This is a genomic window from Nonomuraea glycinis (genome assembly GCF_014646515.1).
GTDB lineage: Bacteria > Actinomycetota > Actinomycetes > Streptosporangiales > Streptosporangiaceae > Nonomuraea > Nonomuraea glycinis.
In genome coordinates, this window is the sequence record NZ_BMNK01000005.1 from 206,193 (window position 1) to 232,223 (window position 26,031).

The 26,031-nt window shown below is 71.5% G+C and carries 16 protein-coding genes and 1 pseudogene; 15 read left to right on the forward strand and 2 right to left on the reverse strand.

From position 1 onward, the window contains the following. Window positions 1-3: 3 nt before the first annotated feature. Both IEY87_RS16895 and IEY87_RS16900 read right to left on the reverse strand, forming a co-directional pair. Window positions 4-2,226 (reverse strand): protein kinase family protein, encoded by a 2,223-nt coding sequence (locus tag IEY87_RS16895; protein ID WP_189139615.1) that lies wholly within the window; start codon window positions 2,224-2,226, stop codon window positions 4-6. A gap of 26 nt (window positions 2,227-2,252) precedes the next feature. Beyond that, window positions 2,253-4,124 carry a serine/threonine protein kinase gene (locus IEY87_RS16900; protein WP_189139616.1) on the reverse strand — a complete coding sequence of 624 codons (1,872 nt, stop codon included), beginning with the start codon at window positions 4,122-4,124 and terminating at the stop codon, window positions 2,253-2,255. Between the two features lie 279 nt (window positions 4,125-4,403). Between IEY87_RS16900 and IEY87_RS16905 the strand changes: the two genes are divergently transcribed. From IEY87_RS16905 to IEY87_RS16980, 15 genes and pseudogenes are all read left to right on the forward strand, one after another. Continuing rightward, a complete protein-coding gene (locus IEY87_RS16905) occupies window positions 4,404-4,652 on the forward strand; it encodes a hypothetical protein (protein ID WP_189139617.1) in 249 nt (82 codons plus the stop codon). 72 nt (window positions 4,653-4,724) lie between these two features. Then, window positions 4,725-6,362: a TIGR04028 family ABC transporter substrate-binding protein gene (locus tag IEY87_RS16910; RefSeq protein ID WP_189139618.1), complete on the forward strand. Its 1,638-nt coding sequence runs from the start codon at window positions 4,725-4,727 to the stop codon at window positions 6,360-6,362. 2 nt (window positions 6,363-6,364) lie between these two features. Further along, complete coding sequence (locus tag IEY87_RS16915) at window positions 6,365-7,297, forward strand: ABC transporter permease (RefSeq protein ID WP_189139619.1); 933 nt, start codon at window positions 6,365-6,367, stop codon at window positions 7,295-7,297. Continuing rightward, the gene (locus tag IEY87_RS16920; protein ID WP_189139620.1) at window positions 7,294-8,103 is read left to right on the forward strand and encodes an ABC transporter permease; all 810 of its coding nucleotides are present in this window, start codon (window positions 7,294-7,296) and stop codon (window positions 8,101-8,103) included. The genes IEY87_RS16915 and IEY87_RS16920 overlap by 4 nt, the downstream gene beginning before the upstream one ends. Continuing rightward, window positions 8,100-9,656, forward strand: a complete 1,557-nt coding sequence (locus tag IEY87_RS16925; RefSeq protein ID WP_189139621.1) for a dipeptide ABC transporter ATP-binding protein — start codon at window positions 8,100-8,102, stop codon at window positions 9,654-9,656. Before IEY87_RS16920 ends, IEY87_RS16925 begins: the two co-directional genes overlap by 4 nt. Continuing rightward, window positions 9,653-10,654 carry a putative FMN-dependent luciferase-like monooxygenase gene (locus IEY87_RS16930; protein WP_189139622.1) on the forward strand — a complete coding sequence of 334 codons (1,002 nt, stop codon included), beginning with the start codon at window positions 9,653-9,655 and terminating at the stop codon, window positions 10,652-10,654. Before IEY87_RS16925 ends, IEY87_RS16930 begins: the two co-directional genes overlap by 4 nt. Beyond that, entirely contained in the window at window positions 10,651-11,247 is a 597-nt protein-coding gene (locus IEY87_RS16935; protein ID WP_189139623.1) for a CMD domain protein, read from the forward strand. Before IEY87_RS16930 ends, IEY87_RS16935 begins: the two co-directional genes overlap by 4 nt. Beyond that, on the forward strand, window positions 11,244-11,813 hold the full coding sequence (locus IEY87_RS16940; protein WP_189139624.1) for an alkylhydroperoxidase domain protein: 570 nt from the start codon (window positions 11,244-11,246) through the stop codon (window positions 11,811-11,813). Before IEY87_RS16935 ends, IEY87_RS16940 begins: the two co-directional genes overlap by 4 nt. Before the next feature lie 72 nt (window positions 11,814-11,885). Beyond that, on the forward strand, window positions 11,886-12,509 hold the full coding sequence (locus tag IEY87_RS16945) for a VOC family protein (RefSeq protein ID WP_189139625.1): 624 nt from the start codon (window positions 11,886-11,888) through the stop codon (window positions 12,507-12,509). 13 nt (window positions 12,510-12,522) lie between these two features. After that, on the forward strand, window positions 12,523-13,050 hold the full coding sequence (locus tag IEY87_RS16950) for an OsmC family protein (protein ID WP_189139626.1): 528 nt from the start codon (window positions 12,523-12,525) through the stop codon (window positions 13,048-13,050). Window positions 13,051-13,159: 109 nt separating this feature from the next. After that, window positions 13,160-14,047 (forward strand): amino acid ABC transporter permease, encoded by an 888-nt coding sequence (locus tag IEY87_RS16955; protein WP_189139627.1) that lies wholly within the window; start codon window positions 13,160-13,162, stop codon window positions 14,045-14,047. Beyond that, a pseudogene (locus IEY87_RS16960) lies at window positions 14,026-14,795 on the forward strand (amino acid ABC transporter ATP-binding protein). Before IEY87_RS16955 ends, IEY87_RS16960 begins: the two are co-directional and overlap by 22 nt. A 14-nt stretch (window positions 14,796-14,809) precedes the next feature. Beyond that, window positions 14,810-16,177 carry a GNAT family N-acetyltransferase gene (locus IEY87_RS45775; RefSeq protein WP_225277052.1) on the forward strand — a complete coding sequence of 456 codons (1,368 nt, stop codon included), beginning with the start codon at window positions 14,810-14,812 and terminating at the stop codon, window positions 16,175-16,177. A 155-nt stretch (window positions 16,178-16,332) separates the two neighbouring features. After that, window positions 16,333-19,695 carry a LamG-like jellyroll fold domain-containing protein gene (locus tag IEY87_RS16975; RefSeq protein WP_189139628.1) on the forward strand — a complete coding sequence of 1,121 codons (3,363 nt, stop codon included), beginning with the start codon at window positions 16,333-16,335 and terminating at the stop codon, window positions 19,693-19,695. A gap of 89 nt (window positions 19,696-19,784) precedes the next feature. Then, window positions 19,785-25,946 (forward strand): RHS repeat-associated core domain-containing protein, encoded by a 6,162-nt coding sequence (locus IEY87_RS16980; protein WP_189139629.1) that lies wholly within the window; start codon window positions 19,785-19,787, stop codon window positions 25,944-25,946. Window positions 25,947-26,031 lie beyond the last annotated feature (85 nt).

Sequence of the window (26,031 nt, forward strand, 5' to 3'; positions counted from 1 at the left end):
CCGCTATCCCCGGGTGTAGCGTACGTCGACCACCACGTCGTCGGCCGCCTTGATCATGGCTAGCACCCGGACGGGCTTGCCCGACATGTCCGTGACAAAGATGCCACGCTGTCCCTTCTGCACGGAGGCGGCGATGATCAGGTGATTCTCGTCGTACCAGCCGTAGAAGCCCGCGCCCTTGAGGAGCGTCACGTTGTGCAGGCGGGAGGCGTCGGCCGTCTTCCAGACGCAGGCGGAAAGGATCTTGGCGCAGCCGCCGGTGACGAACTTGCCGCCCGAGGGGGAGAACCAGTCGGCCATGCCCTGGACCTCCCCGGTCCAGTGCATCATGCGGATCGCCCGGCCGGAGTCCGCGTCGCGGATGCGCACCCCCTGTCCCCACTCGGCGGTCAGGAAGCTCGAGATCACCGACCGCCCGTCCGGTGTCCACCGGTACTCCGCGTGGTGCTCGATGGGCTTCACCCGGCCGCCCGATGCCTTGGCCGCCTGTTTCACCTCATCGCCGTCGCCGGTCGGGACGAACCGCGCGGTCCGCGCCGCCACGTCCACGATCACGTACCCGGCCGTCAGGGGCACGTCCTCGCCGTCCACCTGCTCGATCCGCTGCGCCGTCAGCAGCACCCGCCTGCTGTCCCGGGACCAGGACAGCGTCAGACTCTGATAGGGCGGACCCAGGGCCGGCACGCTGAAGCGGGCACCGGTCAGGCGGTCGACGAAGGACACGGCCAGATGGTCGTCGGTCGCCGCGTACAGGGAGTTGAAGGAGGCCAGCCAGCGGCCGTCGGGGGACTGCTCGGCCGCCACGGTGTGCGGGCCGACGTCGTTGAACGCACCGGTCCGCGGATCGCGTACGTAGCGGCGGCTCTCGTCCACCCGGAACGAGGTCAGCCGGACCGGGTCGGCGGGGTTCTCGTAGGCGGTGCCGAGCCCGCCGGGCAGCGTCAGCTCGGTGCCGTTGGCCGGCGGGGTGGGCAGAGGGGAGACCGAGCGGGCCGACCACGAGGCCGTGGGGGCGGCGACCGTGGGCTTGGGGGTGGGTTCGGGCGCCGCCGCCAGCGTCAACGCGGCGGACGTGCCGCCGGCGATCAGGGCGATCGTCACCCCCGCGGCGGTGATCAGCAGGGCGCGGCCGGGTCGTCTGGGCGGCTTCGGCGGAGTGGCGAGGTCCGGCGGGGCGGCCAGGCCGGTCTCCTCGACCAGCCGCAGCAGCGCCTCCTCGGCGGTCGGCCGGGCGGTGGGGGAGTCCGCCAGGCAGTCGGCCAGCAGGTCGCGCACCCCGCCTTGGGGCACCGCGGCCAGACTGGCGGCGCCCTCCGCCATCCGCGCCAGCCGTTGCGCTTCGCTGTCGGCGGCGAACGGATCGCGGCCCGCCGCCGCGTAGGCGATCGTGGCGGCCCAGCAGTACACGTCGACGGCCATGCCCGCACGGTCGGCGGCCTCGGCTTCGGCTTCGGCTTGGGCGGCTTTGGCTTGGTCGTTGGTCCGGAGTCGGGCGGTAGTTCGGGCGGTGCCGGAGGGGTGGGTCGAGCCGGTGGCTCGGGCTCGGCGGGCCGGTCGGTGGGGGTCCAGGTCCGCGTCGGTGCCGGTGCGTAACTGCTCGGGGGCCGGCCAGGCCGGCTGGTCCAGCCGGATCGGCGAGGTGTCGTGCGACCCGCCGACCTGATCGTGGATCTCCGGTACGGCGCACAGCAACCGGGGGCCGTCCGGGCCCAGCAGGACCCGGCTCGGCCGGATCCCGGCGGGCGCCAGTCCGGCGCGGTGCACGGCGGCCAGGGCCGTGACGGTGCCGATCGCCAGGCGGCGCAGCGCCGACTCGGCCGGTGGTTCCGCCGCGGCCTGGCCGGCCAGCGAGCCGCCCTCGACGTGTTCGGTGACCACGAAGTCGGCACCCGAGTCGAGCACGGCGACCGTGCCGACGGGGGCCGCCTGCCGCATCCGCTCGGCCCATCCGGGGTCGGCGGGCCGCCGATCGGCCGGCCTGCCGTAGCGGCGCAGCACCACCGTCCTGCCGGAAGGCGCCACCGCCAGGTAATCCACCACGTCACAGCAGCTCACATGCAGTCTGCCGGTCAGCCGATAGCCACCCACCCGCTCCGGATCACCCGGCCGCAGGTCCCCGGCCCCCGGCTCACCGGCCGCCCCGTCCAGGGCCTCCGCCGATCTGACGTTGACGGTCTCCGGCTCGGGGGGCTCGTTGTTCTGGGGGGTCGGGGGTTCGAGGTTCACGGTTTCCGGGTCCGGGCGTGGGGGGTTCATCGGGCCGCCCGGGCCAGGCGCAGGCCGGCGGTGTTGTCCTCGGTCGTCAGAGTGGCCAGGAGGCGGCGGTTGCCGTCGCGGAAGTCCACGGCGAGGAACTCGACCGGTTTCTTGTTCGGGTCAAGGATGATCAGGTGGTCGTCGTCGTACCAGCCCCAGTTCTCCGCGCTCTTGATCGTGTTCACGTAGGTGGCGACCCGCGCGCCCGTCGCGGGGTCCCACGCGCACTGGGAGCCGCCGCTCGGGCAGTCCGTCATCAGCAGCCGGCCCGACGGCGAGGTCAGCGCCCGGCCGATGCTCGCCCCGGTCCACGACATCGTCCGCACCTGTCGTCCTTCCAGATCACGAATGCGCAGGCCGGTGTCGGAGCCGCCGGTGTAGGTGACGGCCACCTGGTCGCCGGAAGGCATCCAGCCGAACGCGCCGGAGCCCTTGTGCCGCCGCTCGTCGGTGTCCACCGTACGGACCGCGCGGGTGACCGCGTCCACCACCGCGAACCCGGTCGGCGGCCGGTCCTTGCCCTTCGCGGTCAGCGTGAGCAGCAGCCGCGACGACCCGCGATCCCACACCGGTGAGATGGATCGCTTCGGCACCCGGACGGTGAACCGCTCGCCGCTCACCCGGGCGATCAGCGTGAGCTCGGTCTTGGCCAGCAGCGCGTACCAGGAGCCGTTGGGCGCGGCGGCCACGTCATCGGCTCGCACACCCGCGTCGACGAACTCGCCGTTCTTGCCGGAGCGCAGCCAGGTGCCGCGCTCGTTGCGGTAGGCCACGATCCGCTGCAGGTCGTCGGGGTGTTCGTGGAGGGTCAGGCCGATGCCGTTCGCCCGCGTCGTGGTGGCCGGCGACGGCAGGGTGGCGGGGCCGCTCGCGGTCGCCGACAGGTCGGGCAGCGAGACCGTCGGCACTACCACGGCGGCGGGCGTCGTGACCACCCGCTCGGCGACCACGTGACCCGTGACGGCGGCGGCCACCGCCACCGCCACGCCGCCGGCGGCCAGGGTGGCCAGCGCGGCGGGCACGGGCCAGGGCGTCCGGCGGGGCGCGGCCGGCGCCTGGTCGCCCATGACCGTCTGGGTCGAGTGCCCGACCAGCCGCAGCAGCACCTCGCCGGCCTCGGGCCGCTGGGCCGGATCCTTGGCCAGGCACGCCGCCACGATCGGGCGCAGGTGTTCTTCGAGCGCCTCCAGTCCGGGCTGGTGCTGGGCGACGCGGTTGACGGTGGCGGCCATCGACTCGCCCTCGAAGGCGTGCGCGCCGGTGGCGGCGAACAGCAGGGTGGCGGCCCAGGCGAACACGTCCCCCGCCGGCCCCGCGATCCCTCCGGTGACCTGCTCGGGAGCCGTGTAGGCGAGATGGCCGAGCGCCCGCGTCGCCACCTCGGCCGAGTCGGCCGTACCGAGACCGGACAGGCCGTAGCCGGTCACGGTGATCCCGTCCGCGTCCACGAGCACTGTGCCGGGGCGCAGGTCGCCGTGCGTGACGCCGCGCTGGTGCAGTCCCACCAGGGCCGAGGCCATCGCGATGCCCAGCCGGTGCAGCGCCGGCCCGGGCCACGGGCCGGCCCGAGCCACGACCTCCTGCAGCGGCGAGCCCGTGACGTGCTCACTCACCAGGTACGGCCGGTCCGCCAGCACCCCGGTGGCGATCACCCGGGCCAGCGAGGGGGCGCTGACGTCGGTCAGCGAGGCGGCGATCGTCTCGAAGCCGGCCGATCCGGCCTGCATCCAGGCGATCTCCACCTGGGCGTCGTCAACGGCCCTAGCCAGGAACACCAGGGCGAGGTCGTCCTCCCGCAGCCGCCCCAGCAGCGAGAACCCGCCGATCTCCGTCGGATCGGCTGGCTGAAGAGAACCGATAGTGGTCATTGCCTCGGCGATTTCTTCGACAGTTGACGGCCCCGATTATCGGCTACCGGCCTCGAAGAACGAAAGATCCACCATGTAACTTTTCCAGTGTAATGCGGTGGTGTCACCCAGTGGCCAAGGATTTCATGCAAAGCTAGTAGGAAAAGTTGACTTTGTGAGCCCTCGCGCGATAGGTTCTCGGCATGAGTCAGGGTCTCAACCTCATCAGACGCGCGCACGTGGACTTCGGTCGCGTCGCCAGCGCGCGATGTCGTTGATCAGGAAGGCGTCCCACCTGGCGTGACCGATGCCGCTCACGCTCTCCCCGACCTCCGCTGCCCGCGCATGTCGCTGATCCGTGAGGACCACCCCGTGACCGCTCTCCGGCACGTTCCGCCCGCCGACCCGCCCGTGCGCGCCGCCTCGGAAGTGGATCCGTACCCAGGTGACACCCACTGGTACGACCTGCCCGACGACGACGCCGAGCCGGAGGAGCGGACGGCCGAGGTCGTCTCCCGGTGGCGCTTCTGGCGGACCGTCCGCGACTGACCCCCACCTTTTAGGGAGACGTGCCGGATAAATCCGGTACGTCCCCCACTCATGCAAGAAGGGCCATTCCCCATGTCATCATCCACACCGCGGTCGACGATCGCGGCCGGCGTCGCCATGCTCACCGTCGTGGGGCTCCTCGGCGCCTGCGGTGGCGGTGGAGGCCCTGTCCAGCAGGCGAGCACCGACGGCAAGCCCGTGTACGGCGGCACCCTGACCTACCTGGAGCACCAGCCCCCGACCTGCCTCTACCTGCCGGCCGCGGGCTTCTATCCCAACGGCGGCATCCTCAACCAGATCACCGACAAGCTCACCTGGCAGAACCCGAAGACGCTGGAGATCGAGCCCTGGATCGCCACCAAGTGGGAGGTCGGCAAGGACGCCACCGAGTACACCTTCCACCTGCGTGACGGCGTGACCTTCAGCGACGGCACCCCGCTCGACGCCGAGGCCGTCGCGGCCAACTTCGACGTGTACGGCCTCGGCGACGACAAGCTGAAGCTGCCCGTCGCCGAGTTCGTCAACAACTACAAGCGCAGCGAGGTCGTCGACCGCCTGACCGTGAAGTTCTTCTTCGACAAGCCCTCGCCCGGCTTCCTCCAGGGCACGTCGGTCATCGGCGCGGGCCTGGTCTCGAAGAAGACGATCTCGCTGCCGTACGAAGAGCAGTGCCAGTTGAAGAACATCGCCGGGTCCGGACCGTTCACGGTCAAGAACCAGGTCATCGACAAGCAGATCGACCTGGCCGCCCGCAAGGACTACAACTGGGCGCCGAAGTCGTCGCAGCACCAGGGGCGCGCCTACCTCGACGAGATCAAGGTCATCGTGACGCCCGAGGACAACGTGCGCGTCGGCGCGCTGACCTCCGGCCAGGCGGACTTCGTCCGCTACGTGCAGGCCTACGACGAGGAGACGGTCAAGAGCGCCGGCCACACCATCTACGCCGAGCCGACCAGGGGCGTCAACAACGGCCTGTACCTGCGGCCGGGCAACAGCATTTTGAAGGACCTCGACGTCCGCAAGGCGCTGCAGGCCGGGACCGACGCCAAGGAGGTCGTCGACACCCTGTTCACGCCCAGCTATCCGCTCGCCACCTCGGTGCTCAGCCATCTCGCCCAGGGTTACGTGGATCTGTCCAAGGAGCTCGCCTACGACCCGGCCAAGGCCAACGCCCTGCTCGACAAGGCCGGCTGGGTGCGCGGCGCCGACGGCATCCGCGCCAAGGACAGCGTGAAACTGCAGCTCGGCGTGTTCATCGCGGGCCCGCAGCCGCTGTCGAAGCAGACCCTGGAGCTGATCGGCCAGCAGTGGGCCAAGCTCGGCGTGAAGCTGGAGATCCGTCCCGCCGACGCCGGCACCCAGGCCGTGGACATCAAGAACGCCGAGAAGACCGCGCTCGCGCACACCATGGTCGGACGTGCCGACCAGGACGTGATCAAGAGTCAGTTCCACAGCGAGAACCGCGACGTCATCCTCTCCCAGGACGAGAAGCTGGACCGGCTGCTGGAGCAGGAGTCGGCCGAGCCCGACACCGCCGCGCGCAACGCCAAGGTCGCCGAGATCCAGCGCTACGTGATCGAGCAGGGCTACACGATCCCGCTGTTCGAGGAGCCGCAGGTGTACGGCGGGGCGCCGCACGTGCACGGGGTCGCGTTCGAGGCGGTCGCCAGGCCGGCGTTCTACTCGGCCTGGAAGTCGAACCAGGACTAGAGATGACCAGATATCTCCTGTCCAGGGTCGGGCAGGCGGCGCTCGTCCTGTGGGCCGCCTTCACGGCCGGCTACATCCTGCTGCAGCTGCTGCCGGGCGACTCGGTCCTGATCAAGTTCCAGAACCCGGAGCTCGGCCTGTCGCCGGAGCAGATCGCGGAGATCCGCGCGTACTACTCGGGCGGGAACCCGCCCCTCGTGGACTACCTGCACACCCTGCTCGGCTTCGCCCGCGGCAGCTTCGGCTACTCGATCGACACCGGCACCCCCGTGGTCGAACGGCTGGCCGAGGCGCTGCCGGAGACGGCCAAGCTGGCCTCGGCCGGATTCCTGCTGGCGGTGCTGATCGCCCTGGTGATCGCGTTCGCGGCCGGCTACAGCAGGACCTCGTGGATCAGGGGCGCGCTGCTGTCCATGCCGTCGCTGTTCGTGTCGGTCCCGGTGTTCTGGCTGGGCATCGTGCTGATCCAGGTGTTCTCGTTCCGGCTCGGCCTGGTGCCCGTCATCGGGGGCAGCCCGGCGCAGCAGCTCATCCTGCCGGTGCTGACGCTGGCGGTGCCCATCTCGGCGCCGATCGCCCAGGTGCTGGCCCGCAGCATCGACCAGGTCTACACCCAGCCGTTCGTGCCGGTGGTCGCGGCCAAGGGCGCGTCCCGGTGGTGGATCCTGTGGCGGCATGTCGCCAGGAACGCGGTGCTGCCGACGCTGACCATGGCGGGGCTGACGATCGGCGAGCTGATCGCGGGCTCGGTCGTGACCGAGACGGTGTTCGGCCGCAACGGCATCGGCCGGCTGACCGAGCAGGCCGTCAACGCGCAGGACACGCCGGTGATGCTCGCCATCGTGGTGCTCGCCGCGACCGTGTTCGTGCTGGTCAACCTGGTCATCGACCTGCTGTTCCCGGTGCTCGACCCACGACTTGAGGTGGCGGCGTGAACAGGCCGAAGATCGGACTGGTCCTCGCGTGGCTGGTGATCGGCGTCGCGCTGCTCTGGGCCGTCGTGCCGGGGGTGTTCACCGGCCACGACCCGATCGCCGGCGTGCCGGCCGAGAAGCTCCAGGCGCCGAGCGGGCAGCACCTGTTCGGCACCGACGCCGTGGGCCGCGACCTGTTCGCCCGGGTGGTGCACGGGGCCGTGCACTCCCTGTCGGGGGCGTTCGTGGCGGTCGGCGTGGGACTGCTCCTCGGCACCCTGCTCGGGCTGCTGGCCGGGTCGGCCGGCGGCCTGCTCGACGACGCGATCATGCGGTTCGTCGACGTGCTGCTGTCGGTCCCCGGACTGCTCCTCGCGCTGACGGTGATCATTCTGCTCGGTCCCGGCACGGTCAACGTGGCCATCGCGGTCGGGATCGGCTCGGTCGCGGCGTTCGCCAGGCTGTCCCGCGCCGAGGTGGTGCGGGTGCGGCGCACCGACTACGTCGAGGCCGCGTTCGGCAGCGGCGGCCGGTACACGACCGTGCTGCGCCGGCACGTGCTGCCGAACTCCCTCGGCCCCGTCATCGCGCTCGCCGCCCTGCAGTTCGGGCTGGCGATCCTGGCCATCTCGACGCTCGGCTTCCTCGGGTACGGCGCGGAGCCGCCCACCCCGGAATGGGGGCTGCTCATCTCCGAAGGGCGCAACTATCTGGCCACGTCCTGGTGGCTGACCTCGCTGCCGGGCGCCGTGGTGGTCTCGGTGGTGCTCGCCGCCGGCCGCATCAGCCGCTCGCTCGGGGCCGACCTCGGAAAGGACCGGGCATGAGCCTGCTCGACGTACGCGATCTCGCGGTCTCCTACAACGGCAGGCGCGCGGTCGAGGGAATCTCCTTCACCGTGGAGCCGGGCGAGACCGTCGCCGTCGTCGGCGAGTCGGGCTCCGGCAAGTCGACCACGGCGCACGCCATCATCGGGCTGCTGCCCGGGAACGCCACCGTGGACCAGGGCCAGATCCTGCTCGGCGACACCGACCTGGCCACCTGGTCCTCGCGGCGGATGGAGTCGGTGCGCGGCGTGCGGATCGGCCTGGTCCCGCAGGACCCGGCCAACTCGCTGGACCCGGTCAAGACCATCGGCGCCCAGGTCGGCGAGGTGCTGCGCATCCACCGGCGCGGCGACCGCCGCACGATCGCCCGCCGGGTCGTCGACCTGCTCACCCGCGTCGGCCTGCCGGAGGCGGAGGCGCTGGCCCGCAGGTACCCGCACGAACTGTCGGGCGGGATGCGCCAGCGGGTGCTCATCGCCATCGCGATCGCCCTGGAGCCCAGCCTCATCATCGCCGACGAGCCCACCAGCGCCCTGGACGTCACCGTGCAGCGGCGCATCCTGGACCTCATCGACGATCTGCGCACCGAGTTCGGCACGGCCGTGCTGCTGGTGACCCACGACCTGGGCGTGGCCGCCGACCGCTCGGACCGGCTGGTCGTCATGAAGGACGGCCGGATCGAGGAGCAGGGGCCGAGCGCGGCCGTGCTGGCCGATCCGCGGGCCGCCTACACCAAGCAGTTGCTGCACGACGCGCCCGCCCTGTCGGTACGCGAGTTCCGGACGGCCGAACCGCCCGTCCGTGAGCCCGCCATCGTGGTCCGGGACCTGGTCAAGGAGTTCCGGGCCGGGCCCAGTGCCGTCTCCCGCGCGGTCGACGGGGTCTCCTTCGAGGTCGCGCACGGCACCACGCACGCGCTGGTGGGCGAGTCCGGATCGGGTAAGACCACCACGGCGCGGATGGTGGTGCGCCTGACCCGGCCCACGTCGGGGACGGTGGAGATCGCCGGCGCCGGTCCGGGCCGGCTCTTCCGCCGTCATGTGCAACTCGTCTACCAGAACCCGTACGGCTCGCTGGATCCCCGGCAGTCCGTCGCGGAGATCGTGGAGGAACCGCTGCGTAATTTCCGGCTCGGCGACCGCGCCGCGCGCCGTGCGCGCGTCGGCGACCTGCTGGAGCGGGTGGCGCTGCCCAAGGACCTGCTCACGCGCAAGCCGCGCGAGCTGTCCGGCGGACAGCGGCAGCGGGTGGCCATCGCCCGCGCCCTGGCCGTCGAACCGGAGGTGGTGGTGCTCGACGAGGCGGTCTCCGCCCTCGACGTCACCGTACAGGCGCAGATCCTCGACCTGCTCGAACAGCTCCAGCGCGAGCTGGGGCTGACCTACCTGTTCATCTCGCACGATCTGGCGGTGGTCCGCCAGATCTCGCACACCGTCTCCGTCATGAACCAAGGAAGAATCGTGGAATCCGGAAGCACATCACAGGTCTTCACCGACCCAGGGCATGAGTACACCCGCGAGCTGCTGGCGGCGATCCCGGAGCCGGTGCGATGAGGCTGGGCTTCTTCAGCCGGCTGCTCGACGACGTGCCGCCGGGGGAGCGCTACCGGCTGGCCGCCGAGCAGATCCGGCACGCCGAGGCCGCCGGGTTCGACTCGGCGTGGGTCGCGCAGCACCACTTCGACGGCGCCGAGGGCGGCCTGCCCGCGCCCCTGGTGTTCCTCGCCCACGTCGCGGCCGTGACCAGCCGCATCCGCCTCGGCACGGGCATCATCACGCTGCCCCTCGAACACCCGGTGCGGGTGGCCGAGGACGCCGCGGTGCTCGACCTGCTGACCGGGGGCCGGCTGGAGGTGGGCGTCGGCAGCGGCGGCACGCCGTCGTCGTTCACCCCCTTCGGCCACGACAGCGCGAACCGCTCCGCCGTCTACGCCGAGCACCTGGCCGTGCTCGTCAACGCCTGGTCCGGGGAGGACCTGGGCGCGGGCAACCGGCTCTACCCGCCGGCGCCCCGGCTGCTCGGCGCCATCTGGGAGGCGACGTTCTCGGTCGGCGGCGGCGCCCGCGCGGGCCGGGCGGGCAACGGGCTGATGCTGTCGCGCACCCAGCCGCGCCCCGTGGACGATCCGCAGGCGACGCTGGCGCGGATCCAGCGGCCCATCGTGGACGCCTACTACGAGAACCTGCCGCCGGGCGTCACCCCGCGGATCATGGCCTCGCGGACCGCGTTCGTGGCCGACAGCCGGGCCGAGGCGCTGCGCTACGCCGAGCTCGGCCTGGGCCGGGGCAGGTTGCCGTTCGAACTGCCGGACAGCGACCTCGACCAGCGGATCGCCGCGTTCGACGTGCACGTCGGCACGCCGCAGGACGTCATCGACAGCCTGCGGGCCGACCCGACGCTGGAGCGGGTGACCGACCTGGTCTTCCAGGCGCACTCGGTCGACCCGCCGCACCCGCTCATCCTCCGCTCGATCGAGCTGCTGGCGACCGAGGTCGCGCCCGCGCTCGGCTGGACGCCACGGCCCGCCGCCACCGAATGGAGCACGACATGATCATCGATGTCATCGACCACCTGGCGGGCGTCGCGCCGAACTCGCCCCTGGACCGGCTGCGCGATCGGCGGCCCGACGCCCGCGAACACGCTCAGCGCAGCTACGACGTGCTCTTCTCCCCGGACTCCGAGGACGAGGTCACCCTCGTCGAGCGCGACGCGGTCGCGGCCTTCGTCGCCGGGCTGCACGGGGACGAACCGGTCGCCGCCTTCTACGCCGAACGGCTGGCCCAGCTCGCGCCGCACCTGGCCGAGCCGGTCCAGGCCGAGATCGCCGCCGGCCGCACCACCGGGCCGTACGGGGTCTACCAGGACGCGGCGCTGGCCGGCGAGAGCGACGAAGGGCTGCGCTACCAGGCGCGGCACGCCGACCTGCTGGGCGTACGGCTGGCCGCCGCGTTCGAGCACGCGCACCTGCTCGTGTTCCGGCCGCGCGAGGCGCACCGCAAGGCGCTGGCCGCGCTGGCCGACGCGGGCTGGAGCACCACCGGGATCGTGACGCTTTCGCAGCTCGTCGCCTTCCTCAGCTTCCAGGTACGACTCGTCGCCGGCCTCCGGGTGCTCGGCGCCTCCCCGAAGGGATCCACGGCATGAGCGGCTTCACCCAGGACCGGATCGGCTGGCGGCCGTGGCTGACGCCGCTGGCCGAGCGGGAGCTGACCGACGAGCACTACGAGGCGCTGGTCGACAAGGCCCGCGCCGCCTCGCCGTACTTCCTGCTGCTGGCCCGTGACCCGCGGATCCTGCACGCGCGGACGCAGACCGACAACGACATCTTCTACAACACCGACGGCGGGCTGCCGCGCGCGGAGCGTGAGCTGGCCGCGACCGCCACCTCGCGGCGCACCGGGTGCGTGTTCTGCGCCTCGGTGCACGCGCGCTTCGCCAGTCACTACTCCAAGCGGCCGGACGACGTGCAACGCCTGCTCGACGAGGGTGTCGACGCGCCGCAGGACGGCAGGTGGCGGGCGATCATCGACGCCTCGCAGGCGCTCACCGCGACCCCCGCCGAGTTCGGCGCCGAGCACGTCGCCGCGCTGCGCGCCGCCGGGCTGGACGACCTGGCCATCAGCGACGCCATCCACGCCGCCGCGTTCTTCAACTGGGCCAACCGGCTCATGCTCTCCCTCGGCGAGCCCGACACCGAGGAAACCGGATGACGACCGACCGCGATTCCGGCACGGGGGAGACACGATGACGACCGACCGCAAGCCCGACACGGGGGAAGTCCGATGACCGACGCGCACCTTGACCACCTCGTCTACGCGGTCCCCGATCTCGCGGCGGGCGTCGCCGCGTTCGCCGAGCGCACCGGGGTCACGCCGGTCGCCGGTGGCAGCCATCCCGGCGGTACGGCCAACTACCTGGTGAGATTCGGCCCCGGCACCTACCTGGAGATCATCGGGCCGGACCCGGCGGCGGAGCCGGGCACCCGGCCGCGCGCCTTCGGCCTGGAGACGCTCGACACGCCCCGGCTGGCCGCGTGGGCGATCCGCCCGGACGACCTCGACCAGTCGGTACGCAAGGCCCGCGAGCAGGGCTACGACCCCGGTGACGTACAGCCGCTGTCGCGGCGCACCCCCGCGGGCACGCTGCTGGAGTGGCGGCTCACCCGGCGGGAGGACCCGGCGGCGGTCCGGCCGGTGCCGTTCCTCATCGACTGGGGCGCCACGGCCCACCCCGCCGCCTCGGAGCTGCCGCAGGTGGGCCTGACCTCCTTCACCGCCGTCCATCCGGAGCCGGCGGCGCTGCGCCGGGATCTGGCCGCGCTCGGCGTCCTGCTCGACGTCGTCGAAGGGCCCGAGGTGGCCCTGCGGGCCGTCCTCGACACCCCGCGCGGCCCCGTCACCCTGTAACGAGAGAGAGACCATGAGCACCCTTCGCGAGTATCTGTCCCACAAGCGCGCCGCCCTGCTGGCCCGCCGCGCGGCGCCGGACCAGGGCCTGGTGCCGCTGCACGCGCATGTCACCGCCGAGGGGCGCAGCGGCGTCCGGCGCATCAGGATCAGGGACTTCCAGATCCTCAGCGACAGCGGTCCCGACTTCGCCGGCTACGACCTGGGGCCCGGCTCGCCGGAGCTCCAGGCGGGCGTGCTGGGCAGTTGCGTCACGCACATCTTCCTGATCAAGGCGGCCGAGCTGGAGGTGCCGATCGACTCGCTGGAGGTGGACGTACGCGCCGAGTACGACCCGGCGGCCCAGAAGCCGGGCAGCACTGGCATCCCGGTGCATCCGCAGAACTTCAGGTACGAGGTGCTGCTGGACTCGCCCGCCTCGGACGAGAAGCTGGCCGAGCTGCACGCCGAGGTGGAGCGGGTCTGCCCGATCCTCAACCTGATCCGCAACCCGCAGCAGATCAGCGGCTCGCTGGTACGCGTGTCGTCTTCTCGCGCCTAAAAACCCACTAAACAAGTAGGTCGTGACGGTTTTACGATGCCGTGCTGAGCTGATGAGGTGCCACCCGAACGGCAGAAAGGTGTGACATGCCAGCGGAGTTACCCCGGCCATGACGCTCTCCGACACCCAGGCCGCGCCCGCGCACCCGCGTGACGAACCCGTACCGAAGATCGTCACCGCCCGCCATCCGCTGCGCTGGTTATCCGGAGCCGGCGTTCTGGTGCTGCTGGCGATGGTGGCCAGCGCGCTCGTCACCAATCCCGCGTGGGAGTGGGACGTCGTCGGCGTGTACCTGTTCGCGCCGTCCGTGCTGCGCTCGGTCCTGCTCACGCTGGAGCTCACCGCGCTGGCCATCGTGCTCGGGTTCGCGCTCGGCACGGTGCTGGCGCTGATGCGCCTGTCGCCCAACCGGCTGCTGTCGGCGGTGGCGTGGGCGTACGTGTGGCTGTTCAGGTCGGTGCCGCTGATCCTGCAGCTCCTGTTCTGGTACAACCTGGCGCTGCTCTACCCCCGGCTGTCGTTCGGCGTCCCCTTCGGGCCCGCCTTCTTCGACATCGGCACCATGGACCTGATCAGCCCACTCACCGCCGCGGCCCTCGGCCTGGCCCTCCACCAGGCCGCGTACGCCGCCGAGATCGTCCGCGGCGGCCTGCTGTCGGTCGATCCCGGCCAGCGCCTGGCCTCCGCCGCGCTCGGCATCCCGCCCTGGCGCCGCCTGTTCAAGGTGATCCTGCCGCAGGCCATGCGGACCATCGTCCCCCACGCGGGCAACGAGATCATCGGCATGGTGAAGGGCACCTCGGTCGTCTACATCATGGCCCTGCCCGAGCTGTTCTACCAGGTGCAGGTGATCTACAACCGCAACGGCAGAGTGATGGCCCTGCTGCTGGTCGCGGCCATCTGGTACCTCGTCCTGACCACCGCGCTGTCAGTCGGCCAGCACTACATCGAGCGCTACTACGGCAGGGGGCGGGCATGGCCGCCATGGTGGAGCTGATCGGCGTGCACAAGAGCTTCGGCTCCCTGCACGTCCTGCGGGGCGTCGACCTGCGCGTGCGCCAGGGCGAGGTCACGGTCGTCCTCGGCCCCTCGGCCCCTCGGGCTCCGGCAAGTCGACCCTGCTGCGCACGATCAACCACCTGGAGAAGGTGGAGCGCGGCACGGTGACCGTCGACGGCGACCTGCTCGGCTACCGGCGGGCGGGGGACCGGCTGCACGAGCTGCGGGAGCGGGAGGTCCTGCGGCAGCGCACCAAGATCGGATTCGTCTTCCAGAGTTTCAACCTGTTCCCGCACCTCACCGTCAGGCAGAACCTCTCCGAAGCGCCCCGCTCGGCCCAGCGCAGGCCGCGCGCCGAGGTCGACGTGGTGGTCGCCCGGCTGCTCGATCGAGTGGGCCTGGCCGACAAGGCCGACGCCTATCCGCACACGCTGTCCGGCGGGCAGCAGCAGCGGGTCGCCATCGCCAGGGCGCTGGCCCTGGAGCCGAAGGTCGTGCTGTTCGACGAGCCTACCTCGGCACTCGACCCCGAACTCGTCGGCGAGGTCCTCGAAGTCATGAAGGATCTCGCGGTCAGCGGCACCACCATGATCGTCGTCACCCATGAGATCGGTTTCGCCCGCGAGGTGGCCGACACCGTCGTCTTCATGGACGCCGGCCGCATCGTCGAACAAGGCCCGCCGTCGCAGGTCCTGGACGCCCCCGAACACGAGCGCACCCGCGCCTTCATCAGCAAAGTCCTCTGACCAAGGAATCCCCCATGCGCCTTCACCCCAGGCGGGCCGTCGCCATGCCCGCACTCCTCCTCCTGCTCGCCGTCGCCTCCTGCGGCGCCGAGCCCACGCTCGCCCCGGAGAACGCCGCACCGCCGCCCTCGGTGGCCGGCCAGACGATCAACACCGGCCCCGAGCAGAACCGGGTCCGGGCGGAGAAGGTCGAGGCCCTGGCCGCCGAGGTGCCCGCCGCCATCGCCGAGGACGGCAAGCTCGCCGTCGGCGTCAACGGCGAGGGCAGCCCGCCGCTCGTCTTCCCCGCCACCGACGACACCACCCTGATCGGGGTGGAGACCGACCTCGCCCAGTTGGTCGCCGACGTCCTGGGACTCGAGCTGGAGCTGCAGAACAGCTCGTGGGAGAACCTGTTCCTGGCCGTCAAGTCCGGCAAGTACGAGGCCGTCTTCAACAACGTCACCGTCACAGAGGAGCGCAAGGACACCTACGACTTCGCCACCTACCGGGTCGACCAGCTCGGCTGGCAGGTGCCCGCCGCCAGCTCGATCAAGGAGATCGCCAAGCCGGCGGACATCGCCGGGCTGCGCGTCTCTGTGGGGTCGGGCACGAACCAGGAGAAGATCCTGCTCGACTGGGACGAGCAGAACAAGCGAGCAGGGCTGAAGCCGGCCGAGATCCTCTACTACCAGAAGTACGGCGACGTGCTGCTCGCCCTGAAGTCGGGGCGCGTCCAGGCCTACTTCGGACCGAACCCGTCCATCGCCTACAACATCGCGGTCAGCGGCGACTCCCGAATCGTCGGCACCGCCTCCGGCGCCGGCCCGGATCTGCAGGGCCTCATCGCGGCGATGACCAAGAAGGGCAACGGACTTGCCGGCCCGGTGGTGCCCCTGGCCGGTGTGACGGTCCCGCTGCCGGACGGCTGGGAGGTGGCGGCGACGGTGGCGGGCGTGCAGTTGTCGGGCGAGAACGTCGCCGGGCGGCCCGACGCCGAGGCGGTCCCCCTGACGGCCGCGGACGTGCCGGAGATGCTGGATCTCGTCGGACGGACCCAGCCCGGTCCGTTCCTGCCGCGGACCATCGAGCTCGGCGGCTATCTGGGGATCCGCCGCGAAGGCGCGCTGGTCGCGATGGCGGGCCGGCGGCTGCGCCCACCCGGCTGGACCGAGATCAGCGCCGTCTGCACCGACGAGGCCTTCCGGGGCCGGGGGCTGGCGACCCGGCTGGTGCTCGCCGTCGCGGCGGGCATCCGGGCGCGGGGCGAGACGCCGTTCATGCACGCCGCCGCGAGCAATACGGGGGCCATCAGGCTGTACGAGTCCCTCGGTTTCCGGCTGCGGCGTACGGCGACCTTCCTCGCGGTCCGGGTGCCCGAACCAGCCCAGGGGCGTCGCTGACGATTTTTTTCCGGACATAACTAATTTCCGATGAAATTTGCCAATGGATCTAGACGGACCGCATGACCTGGGTGACAATCCGAGCGTCAACTGAAGATCGAGGAGACGCCGTGCGAGGTCGCATGGTGTCTCCGGCTTGAACCTGGCGAGGGTGGATGCGCGTAGCTCGTGGGCTGTTCGTAGTGACGTTGGTGGCGGCACTCGCGGCGGCACCCTTGACCCAACCGGACGCCGTCGCCCAGGCGCGACAGAACTACGAACCCACCGAAGCACGGCAGACCGACGAGACCGCCGGACTGCGTCAGAGTGACAGAGCAGCCGAAGCCGCCGGGGACCGAGGCGTGGGCGGCGAGCCCGAGGAGTCGGCTCTCGCGCTCGCCCGCCGCACCAAGCAGCCGGTCGAGGTGACGGCCCTGCGCTCCGAGACGCGCCAGGTCTTCGCCGAACCGGACGGCACCCTCGTCCTGGAGCAGCACCCGCGCCCGGTCCGGGTGCGCAAGCAGGGCCGGTGGCAGGACGTGGACACCACGCTGACGACGCGGCCCGACGGCTCGGTCGCGCCGGTGGCGACGGCGGTGGACCTGAGCTTCTCCGGCGGCGGCACCTCACCGCTGGCCCGCATGGCACGCGGCGCCAAGGCGCTGGAGCTGGGCTGGCAGGGCGCGTTGCCCACCCCGGTGCTCGACGGCGACACGGCGACGTACCCCGAGGTGCTGCCCGGCGTGGACCTGCAGGTGAAGGCGGACGTCGACGGCTTCTCGCACCTGCTGGTCGTCAAGACCCGCGAGGCGGCCGCGAACAAGGCCCTGACCGAGCTGGACTACCCGCTGTCCACCAGCGGCCTGTCGATGAAGTCCACCGAGGGCGGCAACCTGGAGGCGGTCGACGGGGCCGGTGGGACGATCTTCACCGCGTCGCCGCCGCTGATGTGGGACTCCTCGGGCGCCCCGGCGACCCGCACGCTCGCGGCCGAGAAGGTCGCCCCGCCGGACGCCCGCAGCGAGATCATGGGCGTCGAGCTCACCGGCAAGCGGCTCAAGCTCAGGCCGCACCGCGCCATGCTGACCGATCCGCGCACCCGCTTCCCGGTCTACCTCGACCCGTACTTCTCCGCCTCGCGCGGCGCCTGGACGGCCGTCTGGAACATCCACCCCACCTCCAGTTTCTTCAACGCCAGCGACGTGGCCAGGGTGGGGAAGGTCGACAGCCAGAAGAACCGCTCGTTCTTCCAGATGAACACCGGCTCGACCATCCACGGCAAGCAGATCGTCAACGCGACCCTGCGCACGTACGAGACCTGGTCCTACTCGTGCACCAAGCGCAACGTGGAGGCGTGGGCGACCAACACGATCAGCAAGGCCACCACCTGGAACAAGCAGCCCACCTGGGTCACGAAGCTCGACACCGTGAACGCGGCCAAGGGCTGGAGCGCCTCCTGCATGCCGGGCGGGGTCGAGTTCGACGTCACCGCCCAGGTCAAGGACGCTGCCGCGAAGAACTGGCCGAACATCACGATCGGGCTGCGGGCCTCCAGTGAGACGGACAACTACGGCTGGAAGAAGTTCCGCAACAACCCCAAGCTGGTGATCGAGTACAACTCGCTCCCGTCCGCCCCAGTCGCGGCCGACACCTGGTCGGACCCCGGCGGCGACTGCGTCTCCGGCGCCGGGCGGCCCATCGTCAGCAAGGCCACGCCCACCCTCTGGGCCAAGCTGCGGGACGCGGACAACTCGGTCAAGGGCCGGTTCGAGTGGTGGGACGCCGCCGGTGTGAAGGTCGGCGAGCGGCTCACCGGCGTGGGCTCGACCGGCAGCGCCTTCAACGCCCTCGTGCCGGCCGGGGCCTTCGCCGACGGCTCGCTGATCCGCTGGCGGGTCCGCGCGGAGGACGGCCTGGCCAACAGCGCGTGGAGCCCGTGGTGCGAGGCGACCGTGGACGCCTCCGCCCCCGGCACGGAGCCGGGCGTGACCTCGCCCGACTACGTCGAGGGCGGCTGGAGCGGCGGCGTCGGCAGAGCGGGCTCGTTCACCTTCACCCCCAACGGCGTCACCGACGTCGCCGGCTACCTCTACGGCCTGGACACCGCCCCGAAGAACGAGGTGGCGGCCGGGAGCACGGACGGGTCGGCGACGATCCGGCTCACCCCGCGCCATGACGGCCCCAACGTGCTGTCGGTGCGCGCCAAGGACCGCGCCGGTCACCAGGGCCCGATCCGCTCCTACCTGTTCAACGTCAACGGGGCCACCGCCCCTGACGCGCACTGGCCGCTGGACGACGGGGACGGCACGGTGGCCACCGACCGGGCGGGCACCCGCCACGCCGCGCTGCAGGGCACCGCCACCTGGGCCACCGGCCGGACCGGCCTGGGGCTGCGGCTGGCCGGCGGCGGCCATGCGCAGACCAGCGGGCCGGCCGTCTCCACGCTGAGCAACTTCACGGTCGCCGCCTGGGTCCGCCTGAACAGCGCGACCGCCACCGCGACGGCCGTCGGCCAGGACGGCGGCCGGGCGGCCGGCTTCGCCCTGCAGTACTCCAAGGCCGACGACCGCTGGGCGCTGGCCCGGTCCGGCACGGACACGGACGGCGCGCCGGCCGTGCGCGCACTGTCGGCGGCCGCGCCGCGGCTCGGCGAATGGACCCACCTCACCGGCGTGTACGACGCGGCGGCGCGGGAGCTGACCCTGTACGTCAACGGCCGGCTGGAGTCGTCGGTCCCGTTCACCCAGCCGTGGGAGGCGGCCGGGCCCCTGTCCATCGGCAGAGGAAAGGCGAGCGGAGCGGCGGCCGAGTTCTGGCCCGGTGACGTCGACGACGTCCGCGCGTACGGCCGGGCGATGTTCGGTGACGAGGTCGCCGACCTGGTGAACAGCGCCGCGACGCTGGTCGGGCACTGGACGCTCGACGAGGAGACCGGAGTGAGCGCGGCCGACTCCTCGGGCCGGGCCACCGCGGCCACCGTCGGCGGCGGCGCGACCTGGACCGAAGGGTGGCTGGACGGCGGGCTCGGGCTCGACGGCGTCGACGGCCACGCCCAGACCTCGGCCCCCGCCGTCGACACCAGGGCGGGCTTCACCGTCTCGGCCTGGACGCAGCTCGACTACCTGCCCACCCGTGACGCCGCGATCGTCTCCCAGGTGGGCAGCAGAGCCGGCGGCTTCCAACTCGGCTACGACAATGAGAAGGGGCGGTGGACCCTCGCCATGGCCGCCGCCGACACCGACAGCGCCGCGCTGGTGCGCACGCGTTCCGACGCCGTTCCCACCCCGCTGGAGTGGACCCATGTGGCGGGGGTCTACGACCCGCTGGTGGGCGAGCTGCGCGTGTACGTCAACGGCCGCCTGTCGGAGAGCACCATCACCGGCCACGTGAGCGCGTGGAAGGCCCTCGGCCCGCTGCAACTGGGCCGGACCAAGACCGCGGGCGTCTTCACCGGCTACTGGCCGGGCACCGTCGACGACGTCCGCACCTATGACGGCGTGCTGAGCACCGAGCGCATCGCTCAGCTGGCCGCCCAGTAGTAAATCCCCACCCCCCTCACTGGGAGATCCCCATGGATGCACCAGAGTCAGATCCTCCGGAGTCCTACTGGAATCGTTTTCAGGGAGTTGTGCGCGAGTCGCCGTGGACCCGGCGACTGGCCACGATGCTCTCCGTCATCCTCGTGGTGCCGCTGGTCTACGCGATGCCGGCCACCGCCGCGCCCCGCGAGGCCCCCGATGTGGAGCTGGAGAAACCGGTCCACGGCGAGCCGGTGAAGGTGCTGCCCCAGCGGGCCGACCCGGTGGAGAAACAGGCCTGGAAGGCGCCACCGGGCGTCTCCTGGCCGAAACCGCAGACGGTCGAGCTGGGCGGCGACGCGGCGGCCAGGACCATGGACGCCGGCTTCCCCGTACGCCTGGCCGAAGGGAAGGGCGCGCGCACGGCCGCGCAGGCCGCCCCCGTCCAGGTCGAACTGCTCGACACCGAACCCACCGGCCTGCTCGGCCTGGCGATGCGGGTGTCGCCGGGCAAGGGCGTGGCGGTCGCCAAGGGCGGGAGCGGGAAGACCCGCCTGGAGATCGACTACTCCGGCTTCCGGCACGCCTTCGGCGGCGACTACGGCGCCCGCCTGCGAATGGTGCGCCTCCAGGAGTGCGCGCTGACGGCCGCCACGGCGTGCCCGCGGCCGGAGCCCGTCCCCTCCGACAACGACGCGACGGCGGGCACGCTCACCGCCGACGTCGAGACATCCGGCCTGTACGCCCTGGCCGCCGCGCCGTCGGGCCCCTCGGGGGACCACGCGGCGACCTCGCTGGCCGCCTCCGCGGACTGGAGCGTCGGCGCCCAGTCCGGCGACTTCACCTGGAGCTACGACATGCGGGTGCCGCCCGCGCTGGGCGGTGACGAGCCGGAGGTGTCACTCGGCTACTCCTCGCAGAGCGTGGACGGCCGGACCGCCTCGACGAACAACCAGCCGTCCTGGGCGGGCGAGGGCTTCGAACTGAGCCCCGGCGGCTACATCGAGCGCCGCTACAAGCCCTGCATCCTGGACGGCGCCAAGACCGGGGACCTGTGCTGGGACCACGAGAACGCCACCCTGTCCCTCGACGGCTCGGCCGTCGAGCTGATCAAGGACGCCACGACCAAGCAGTGGCGGCCCAAGCGCGACGACGGCACCCGGGTGGAGGCGCTCAAGGGCGCCGTCAACGGCGACAACGACGGTGAATACTGGCGGGTCACCTCCAACGACGGCACCCAGTACACCTTCGGCCTGAACCGGCTGCCCGGCTGGGCCTCCGGCAAGGCCGAGACCAAGTCCGCATGGACCGTCCCGGTCTTCGGCAACAACAGCGGCGAGCCCTGCTACAAGAGCGACAAGTCGGCCGCCTGGTGCCAGCAGGCCTACCGGTGGAACCTCGATCTGTCCGTCGACCCGCACGGCAACGCCATCACCTACTGGTACACCACCGAGCAGAACCACTACGGCCGCACCAACAAGCCCGAGCTGGGTACGCCGTACGTGCGCGCCGGCAACCTCGCCCGCATCGACTACGGCTACCTGAGCGGCGAGCTGTTCACCAGGTCGCCCGCCGCGCGGGTGCTCTTCGACCTGGCCGAGCGCTGCCTGCCCTCCGGAGAGGTCACCTGCGCCGCCGACCAGCTCAAGAAGGACACGGCCAAGCACTGGCCCGATGTCCCGTTCGACCAGATCTGTGATGCGGGGGTGAAGTGCACCGACCGCCTGGCGCCGACGTTCTTCACCCGCAAGCGGCTGGCCAAGGTCACCACCCAGATCGTGAACACCGACCCGGCCAAGTGCTCCGGCCAGCCGTACTGCCCGGTGGACTCCTGGACGCTGGCGCACCAGTTCCCGGCGACGGGCGACGGCCTGAGCCCCGCGCTCTGGCTCGCCTCCCTCCAGCAGAGCGGCCACGTGGGCGCCACCATCACCCTGCCCAAGGTCACCTTCATGGGCCTTCAACTGCCCAACCGGGTGGACGCCAAGGAAGGCCGCCCGCCGCTCGTCAAGTGGCGGGTCCAGGCGGTGCACAACGAGACCGGCGGCGAGCTCAGGGTCAACTACGCCCCGGCCGACTGCAAGCCGGGCGACCTGCCGGCCGCTGACCAGAACACCCGGCGGTGCTTCCCGCAGCGGTGGGCGCCACCGGACGAGGGCGAGGTCACCGACTGGTTCCACAAGTACGTGGTCAAGCAGACGGTGGAGATCGACCGGGTGGCCGCCTCCGCCCCGGTGGTCACCGACTACGAGTATCTGGACGGCGCGGCCTGGCGCTACGCCGAGAACGTGCTGGTCAAGCCCGCGCACCGCACCTGGTCCGACTGGCGCGGCTTCGGCCGGGTCCGCGTCCGCGAAGGCGACGGGCAGGACACCAAGCGCACGCTCACGGAGTTCCGCTTCTTCCGCGGCATGAACGGCGACCGCCTGGCCAACGGCTCGAAGCGCACCGCGAAGGTCCAGGACAGCGAGGGCAACGAGCTGACCGACCACGACCAGTTCGCCGGGTTCGAGCGTGAGGAGATCCTCTACAACGGCGACGGCGGCGCGATCGTGGCCGCCACGACCGAGGAGCCGTGGGCGCTCAAGACCGCCGAGTCCACCCAGGACGGCATCACCAAGATCGCCCACATCGTGCAGGCCAAGACCATGCGCACCCGTACCGCCATGGACGGCGGCGCCTGGCGGCGCACCGGAGAGGAGCGCGACCACGACGAGCACGGCTTCGTCACCCAGGTCCACGACCAGGGCGACCTGACGGTCGACGACGACGACCAGTGCACCCGCTACACCTACGCCCGCGACGCGGCCGCCTGGATGCTGGACTACCCCAGCAGGATCCAGAAGGTCGCCGCGAGCTGCACCACCGGCGTGTCCACGCTCGCCACCGAGGAGCTCATCTCCGACGAGCGGGTGCAGTACGACGGCAAGGCGTACGGCCAGGCGCCCGTCAAGGGCGACGTCACCACGGTCCACGAACTGGTCTCCGGCGACGGGGCGACCGTCACCGACGCGATCCGGACCTACGACGCCTACGGGCGGGAGCTCACCGAGACCGACGCGGTGGGCACCCAGGTCACCACCGCCTACCTGCCGGCCACGGGCGCTCCGGCGACCGAGGTCAGGGAGACCAACGCCCTCGGCTACGTGGACCGCACGTTCCTGGAACCGGCCTGGGGCGAGCCCGTGGCCGAGATCGACGCCAACAACCGGCGCACCGACATGGAGCACGACGCGCTCGGCCGCCTCGTCAAGGTGTGGCAGAGCGACCGCAGCAAGGCGGCAGGCCAGTCGCCGAGCACGGAGTACTCCTACCTGACGCGCAACGACGGCCCCAACGTCGTCACCTCCCGGACACTGCGCGGCGACGGCGGCTACACCGTCAGCCACGAGCTGTACGACGGCCTGTCCCGGCCCCGCCAGACCCAGGAGCCTGCCCCCCGCAACGAGCAGGCGGAGGACCCGGCGCTGCGCGACGGACGCACCGTCACCGACACCTTCTACAACTCGCTCGGCCAGGTGGCCAAGAAGAACACCGGCTACTTCAGCGCCGGCGAGCCGTCCACCGCGCTGCTCGGCGTGGCCGACACCGACGTCCCCAACCAGATCGCCTCCGTCTACGACGGGACCGGTGAGGCGACCGCCCAGATCCTCATGGTCAAGGGCGCCGAGAAGTGGCGCGTCAGCGCCACGACCAAGGGCGACCGGGTGGACATCACGGCCCCGCCCGGCGGCACGGCGACCACCCGCATCGGCGACGCCGAGGACCGGCTCATCGAGCTGCGGCAGTACAAGGGCGCCACGCCGACCGGCGACTACGAGGCCACGAAGTACACCTACGACCCCGCCGGCCGGATGAACAGCGTGACCGACCCCGCCGGCAACGTGTGGCGCTACACCTACGACATGCGCGGCCGGGAGACCAGGACCGAGGACCCGGACAAGGGCGTCACCACCTTCACCTACAACGACGCCGACGAACTCGCCACCACCACCGACGCGCGCGGCAAGACCCTGGCCTACGTCTACGACCGCCTGGGCCGCAAGGTGGCCACGCACGAGGGGTCCGCCGACGGCCCCAAGCTCGCCGAGTGGCAGTACGACAAGCTGGCCAAGGGACACCTGAACGCCAGCATCCGCTACGTGGACGGCCAGGCGTACAAGGCGGAGATCAACGCGATCGACGCCGACGACCGCACCCTGCGCCAGACCGTCACCATCCCCGCCCGCGAGGGCAAGCTGGCCGGGTCCTACCTCCTCAACACCCGCTACACCCTCGACGACCAGGTCCAGTCCGTGAGCTTCCCGGCCGCGGGCGGGCTGGCGGAGGAGTCGGTCGTCTACTCCTACGACGAGCTCGGCCAGCCGACCACGGTGACCGGCCTGTCGTCGTACGTCACCGCGGCCCGCTACTCGAAGATGGGGGAGACCCTCCAGTACGAGCTGAGCACGGGCGGCGCCAAGTCCTGGCTCACCTACACCCACGACGAGACCACCCGCCGGCTGACCCGCAGCAGGCTGGACCGGGACGGCGCGGCCACGCCCGACCTGGATCTCAACTACACCTACGACCCGGCCGGCAACATCACCAAGATCGCCGACCTGGGCGGCGGCCAGGCGCAGGACACCCAGTGCTTCACCTATGACCATCTGCGCCGGCTGACCTCGGCGTGGACGGCCACCGACGACTGCGCGAGCGGCGCCCCGCGGTCGGACAAGATCGGCGGCGTGGCTCCGTACGCGACGAGCTACACCTACGACCTCACCGGCAACCGGACGAAGGAGACCCAGCACGCGTGGGGCGGGCGGGCGGAGTCCGTACGCGCCTCCACCTACCCCAAGGCCGGCGCCAAGCAGCCGCACGCCGCCCTGACCGCCGGGACGGACGTGTTCGCCTACGACGAGACGGGCAACACCACCCGGCGCAAGGTCGGCACCACCGACCAGACGCTGGTCTGGGACGTGGAGGGCAACCTCGAGTCGGTGACCGAGGCGGGCAAGACGACGTCGTTCGTGTACGACGCCGACGGCGACCGGCTGATCCGCAAGACGCCGACGGACTCGACGCTCTACATCGACGACATGGAGCTGCGGCTCGACCACGCCAAGAACGTGGTCGAGTGCACCCGCTACTACACCATCGGCGGCGAGCCGGTGGCGGTGCGCACCCCCGACAACGAGGTGTACTTCCTGGCCGCCGACCACCAGGGCACCGCGCAGGCCGCGGTCAAGGCCAGCACCGGCGAGGTGGCCGTACGCAGGTCGACGCCGTTCGGCCAGGACCGGGGCACGCCACCGCAGTGGTGGCCCGGCCAGCGCGGCTTCGTCGGCGGCACGCAGGACATCTCCACCGGCCTCGTGCATCTCGGCGCCCGCGAGTACGACGCCAGGAACGGGCGGTTCCTGTCCGTCGACCCGATCATCGACGAGGCCGATCCGCAGCAGCTCAACGGCTACGCCTACGCCAACAACAGCCCGGTGACCATGAGCGACCCCGACGGGCAGCTCTTCTGGTTCGTGGCCATCGCCGTGGTCAGGGTCGCGGCGCAGGTCGCGGCCAGGCGGGCCCTCGCGGCGGCGGCCAGGCGGGCGGCCATCGCGGCGGCCAGGAGGAGGGCCGCCATCGCCGCGGCCAAGAGGAAGGCGGCCCAGGAGCTGGCCAAGCGCCGGGCCATCGCCAAGGCCAAGAAGAAGGCCGCCGAGCTGGCCAAGAAGAAGAAGGCCGAGCTGGCCAAGCGGAAGAAGGCGGAGGAGGCCAAGAAGAAGGCGGAGGAGAAGCTCAAGAAGGCCCGCGAGCAGGCGCGTCAGCGCCGGGCCGCCAAGCGCGCCCGTCAGGCCAAGGCGGCCGCGAGGCGGTCCAAGGCGGCCGCGAAGCGGGCACAGAGCAGGCGCGCGGCCGGCAAACCGCCCAAGGCGTCCCAGCGGTCACGGCCCGCGCACCGCCCGACCAGCCACAAGGCGGCCCAACGGCAGTCGCCGCCCAAGGTCGGCCGGGCACCCGTGCGGCGCGGACAGGTGTACAACAACAGCGGCCAGGCGCAGCCGACCAGATCGGTCACCGTCTACCGCAACGGGAAGATGTACCCGGACGGGCACCCGCCGGGCTCCATCCCTCGCGGCAACGGCTCCGGCCAGGGCCAAGGGCAGAACTACAAGTTCGAGGAGATCGAGCTCGAAGGGAGGAAGACGGGCACGATAGCCACCACCGGGGCCAACGTCGTCCGCTGGTTCGACAAGAGCGGGCTCGACGACGCTTTCGGCTTCTTCTTCTGACCCACCGCCCGAACCGGCGCGGTGCCACTGGGCACCGCGCCGGTTCGATCTTTTGACTCAGGTCCTTGCCTGATCCGTCAAGTCG

Coding starts and splice junctions, on each gene's coding strand:
- IEY87_RS16915 (WP_189139619.1), top strand. CDS start 6,365: ATGACCAGATATCTCCTGTCCAGGGTCGGGCAGGCGGCGCTCGTCCTG.
- IEY87_RS16975 (WP_189139628.1), top strand. CDS start 16,333: ATGCGCGTAGCTCGTGGGCTGTTCGTAGTGACGTTGGTGGCGGCACTC.
- IEY87_RS16900 (WP_189139616.1), bottom strand. CDS start 4,124: ATGACCACTATCGGTTCTCTTCAGCCAGCCGATCCGACGGAGATCGGC.
- IEY87_RS16910 (WP_189139618.1), top strand. CDS start 4,725: ATGTCATCATCCACACCGCGGTCGACGATCGCGGCCGGCGTCGCCATG.
- IEY87_RS16925 (WP_189139621.1), top strand. CDS start 8,100: ATGAGCCTGCTCGACGTACGCGATCTCGCGGTCTCCTACAACGGCAGG.
- IEY87_RS45775 (WP_225277052.1), top strand. CDS start 14,810: ATGCGCCTTCACCCCAGGCGGGCCGTCGCCATGCCCGCACTCCTCCTC.
- IEY87_RS16940 (WP_189139624.1), top strand. CDS start 11,244: ATGAGCGGCTTCACCCAGGACCGGATCGGCTGGCGGCCGTGGCTGACG.
- IEY87_RS16930 (WP_189139622.1), top strand. CDS start 9,653: ATGAGGCTGGGCTTCTTCAGCCGGCTGCTCGACGACGTGCCGCCGGGG.
- IEY87_RS16935 (WP_189139623.1), top strand. CDS start 10,651: ATGATCATCGATGTCATCGACCACCTGGCGGGCGTCGCGCCGAACTCG.
- IEY87_RS16945 (WP_189139625.1), top strand. CDS start 11,886: ATGACCGACGCGCACCTTGACCACCTCGTCTACGCGGTCCCCGATCTC.
- IEY87_RS16950 (WP_189139626.1), top strand. CDS start 12,523: ATGAGCACCCTTCGCGAGTATCTGTCCCACAAGCGCGCCGCCCTGCTG.
- IEY87_RS16955 (WP_189139627.1), top strand. CDS start 13,160: ATGACGCTCTCCGACACCCAGGCCGCGCCCGCGCACCCGCGTGACGAA.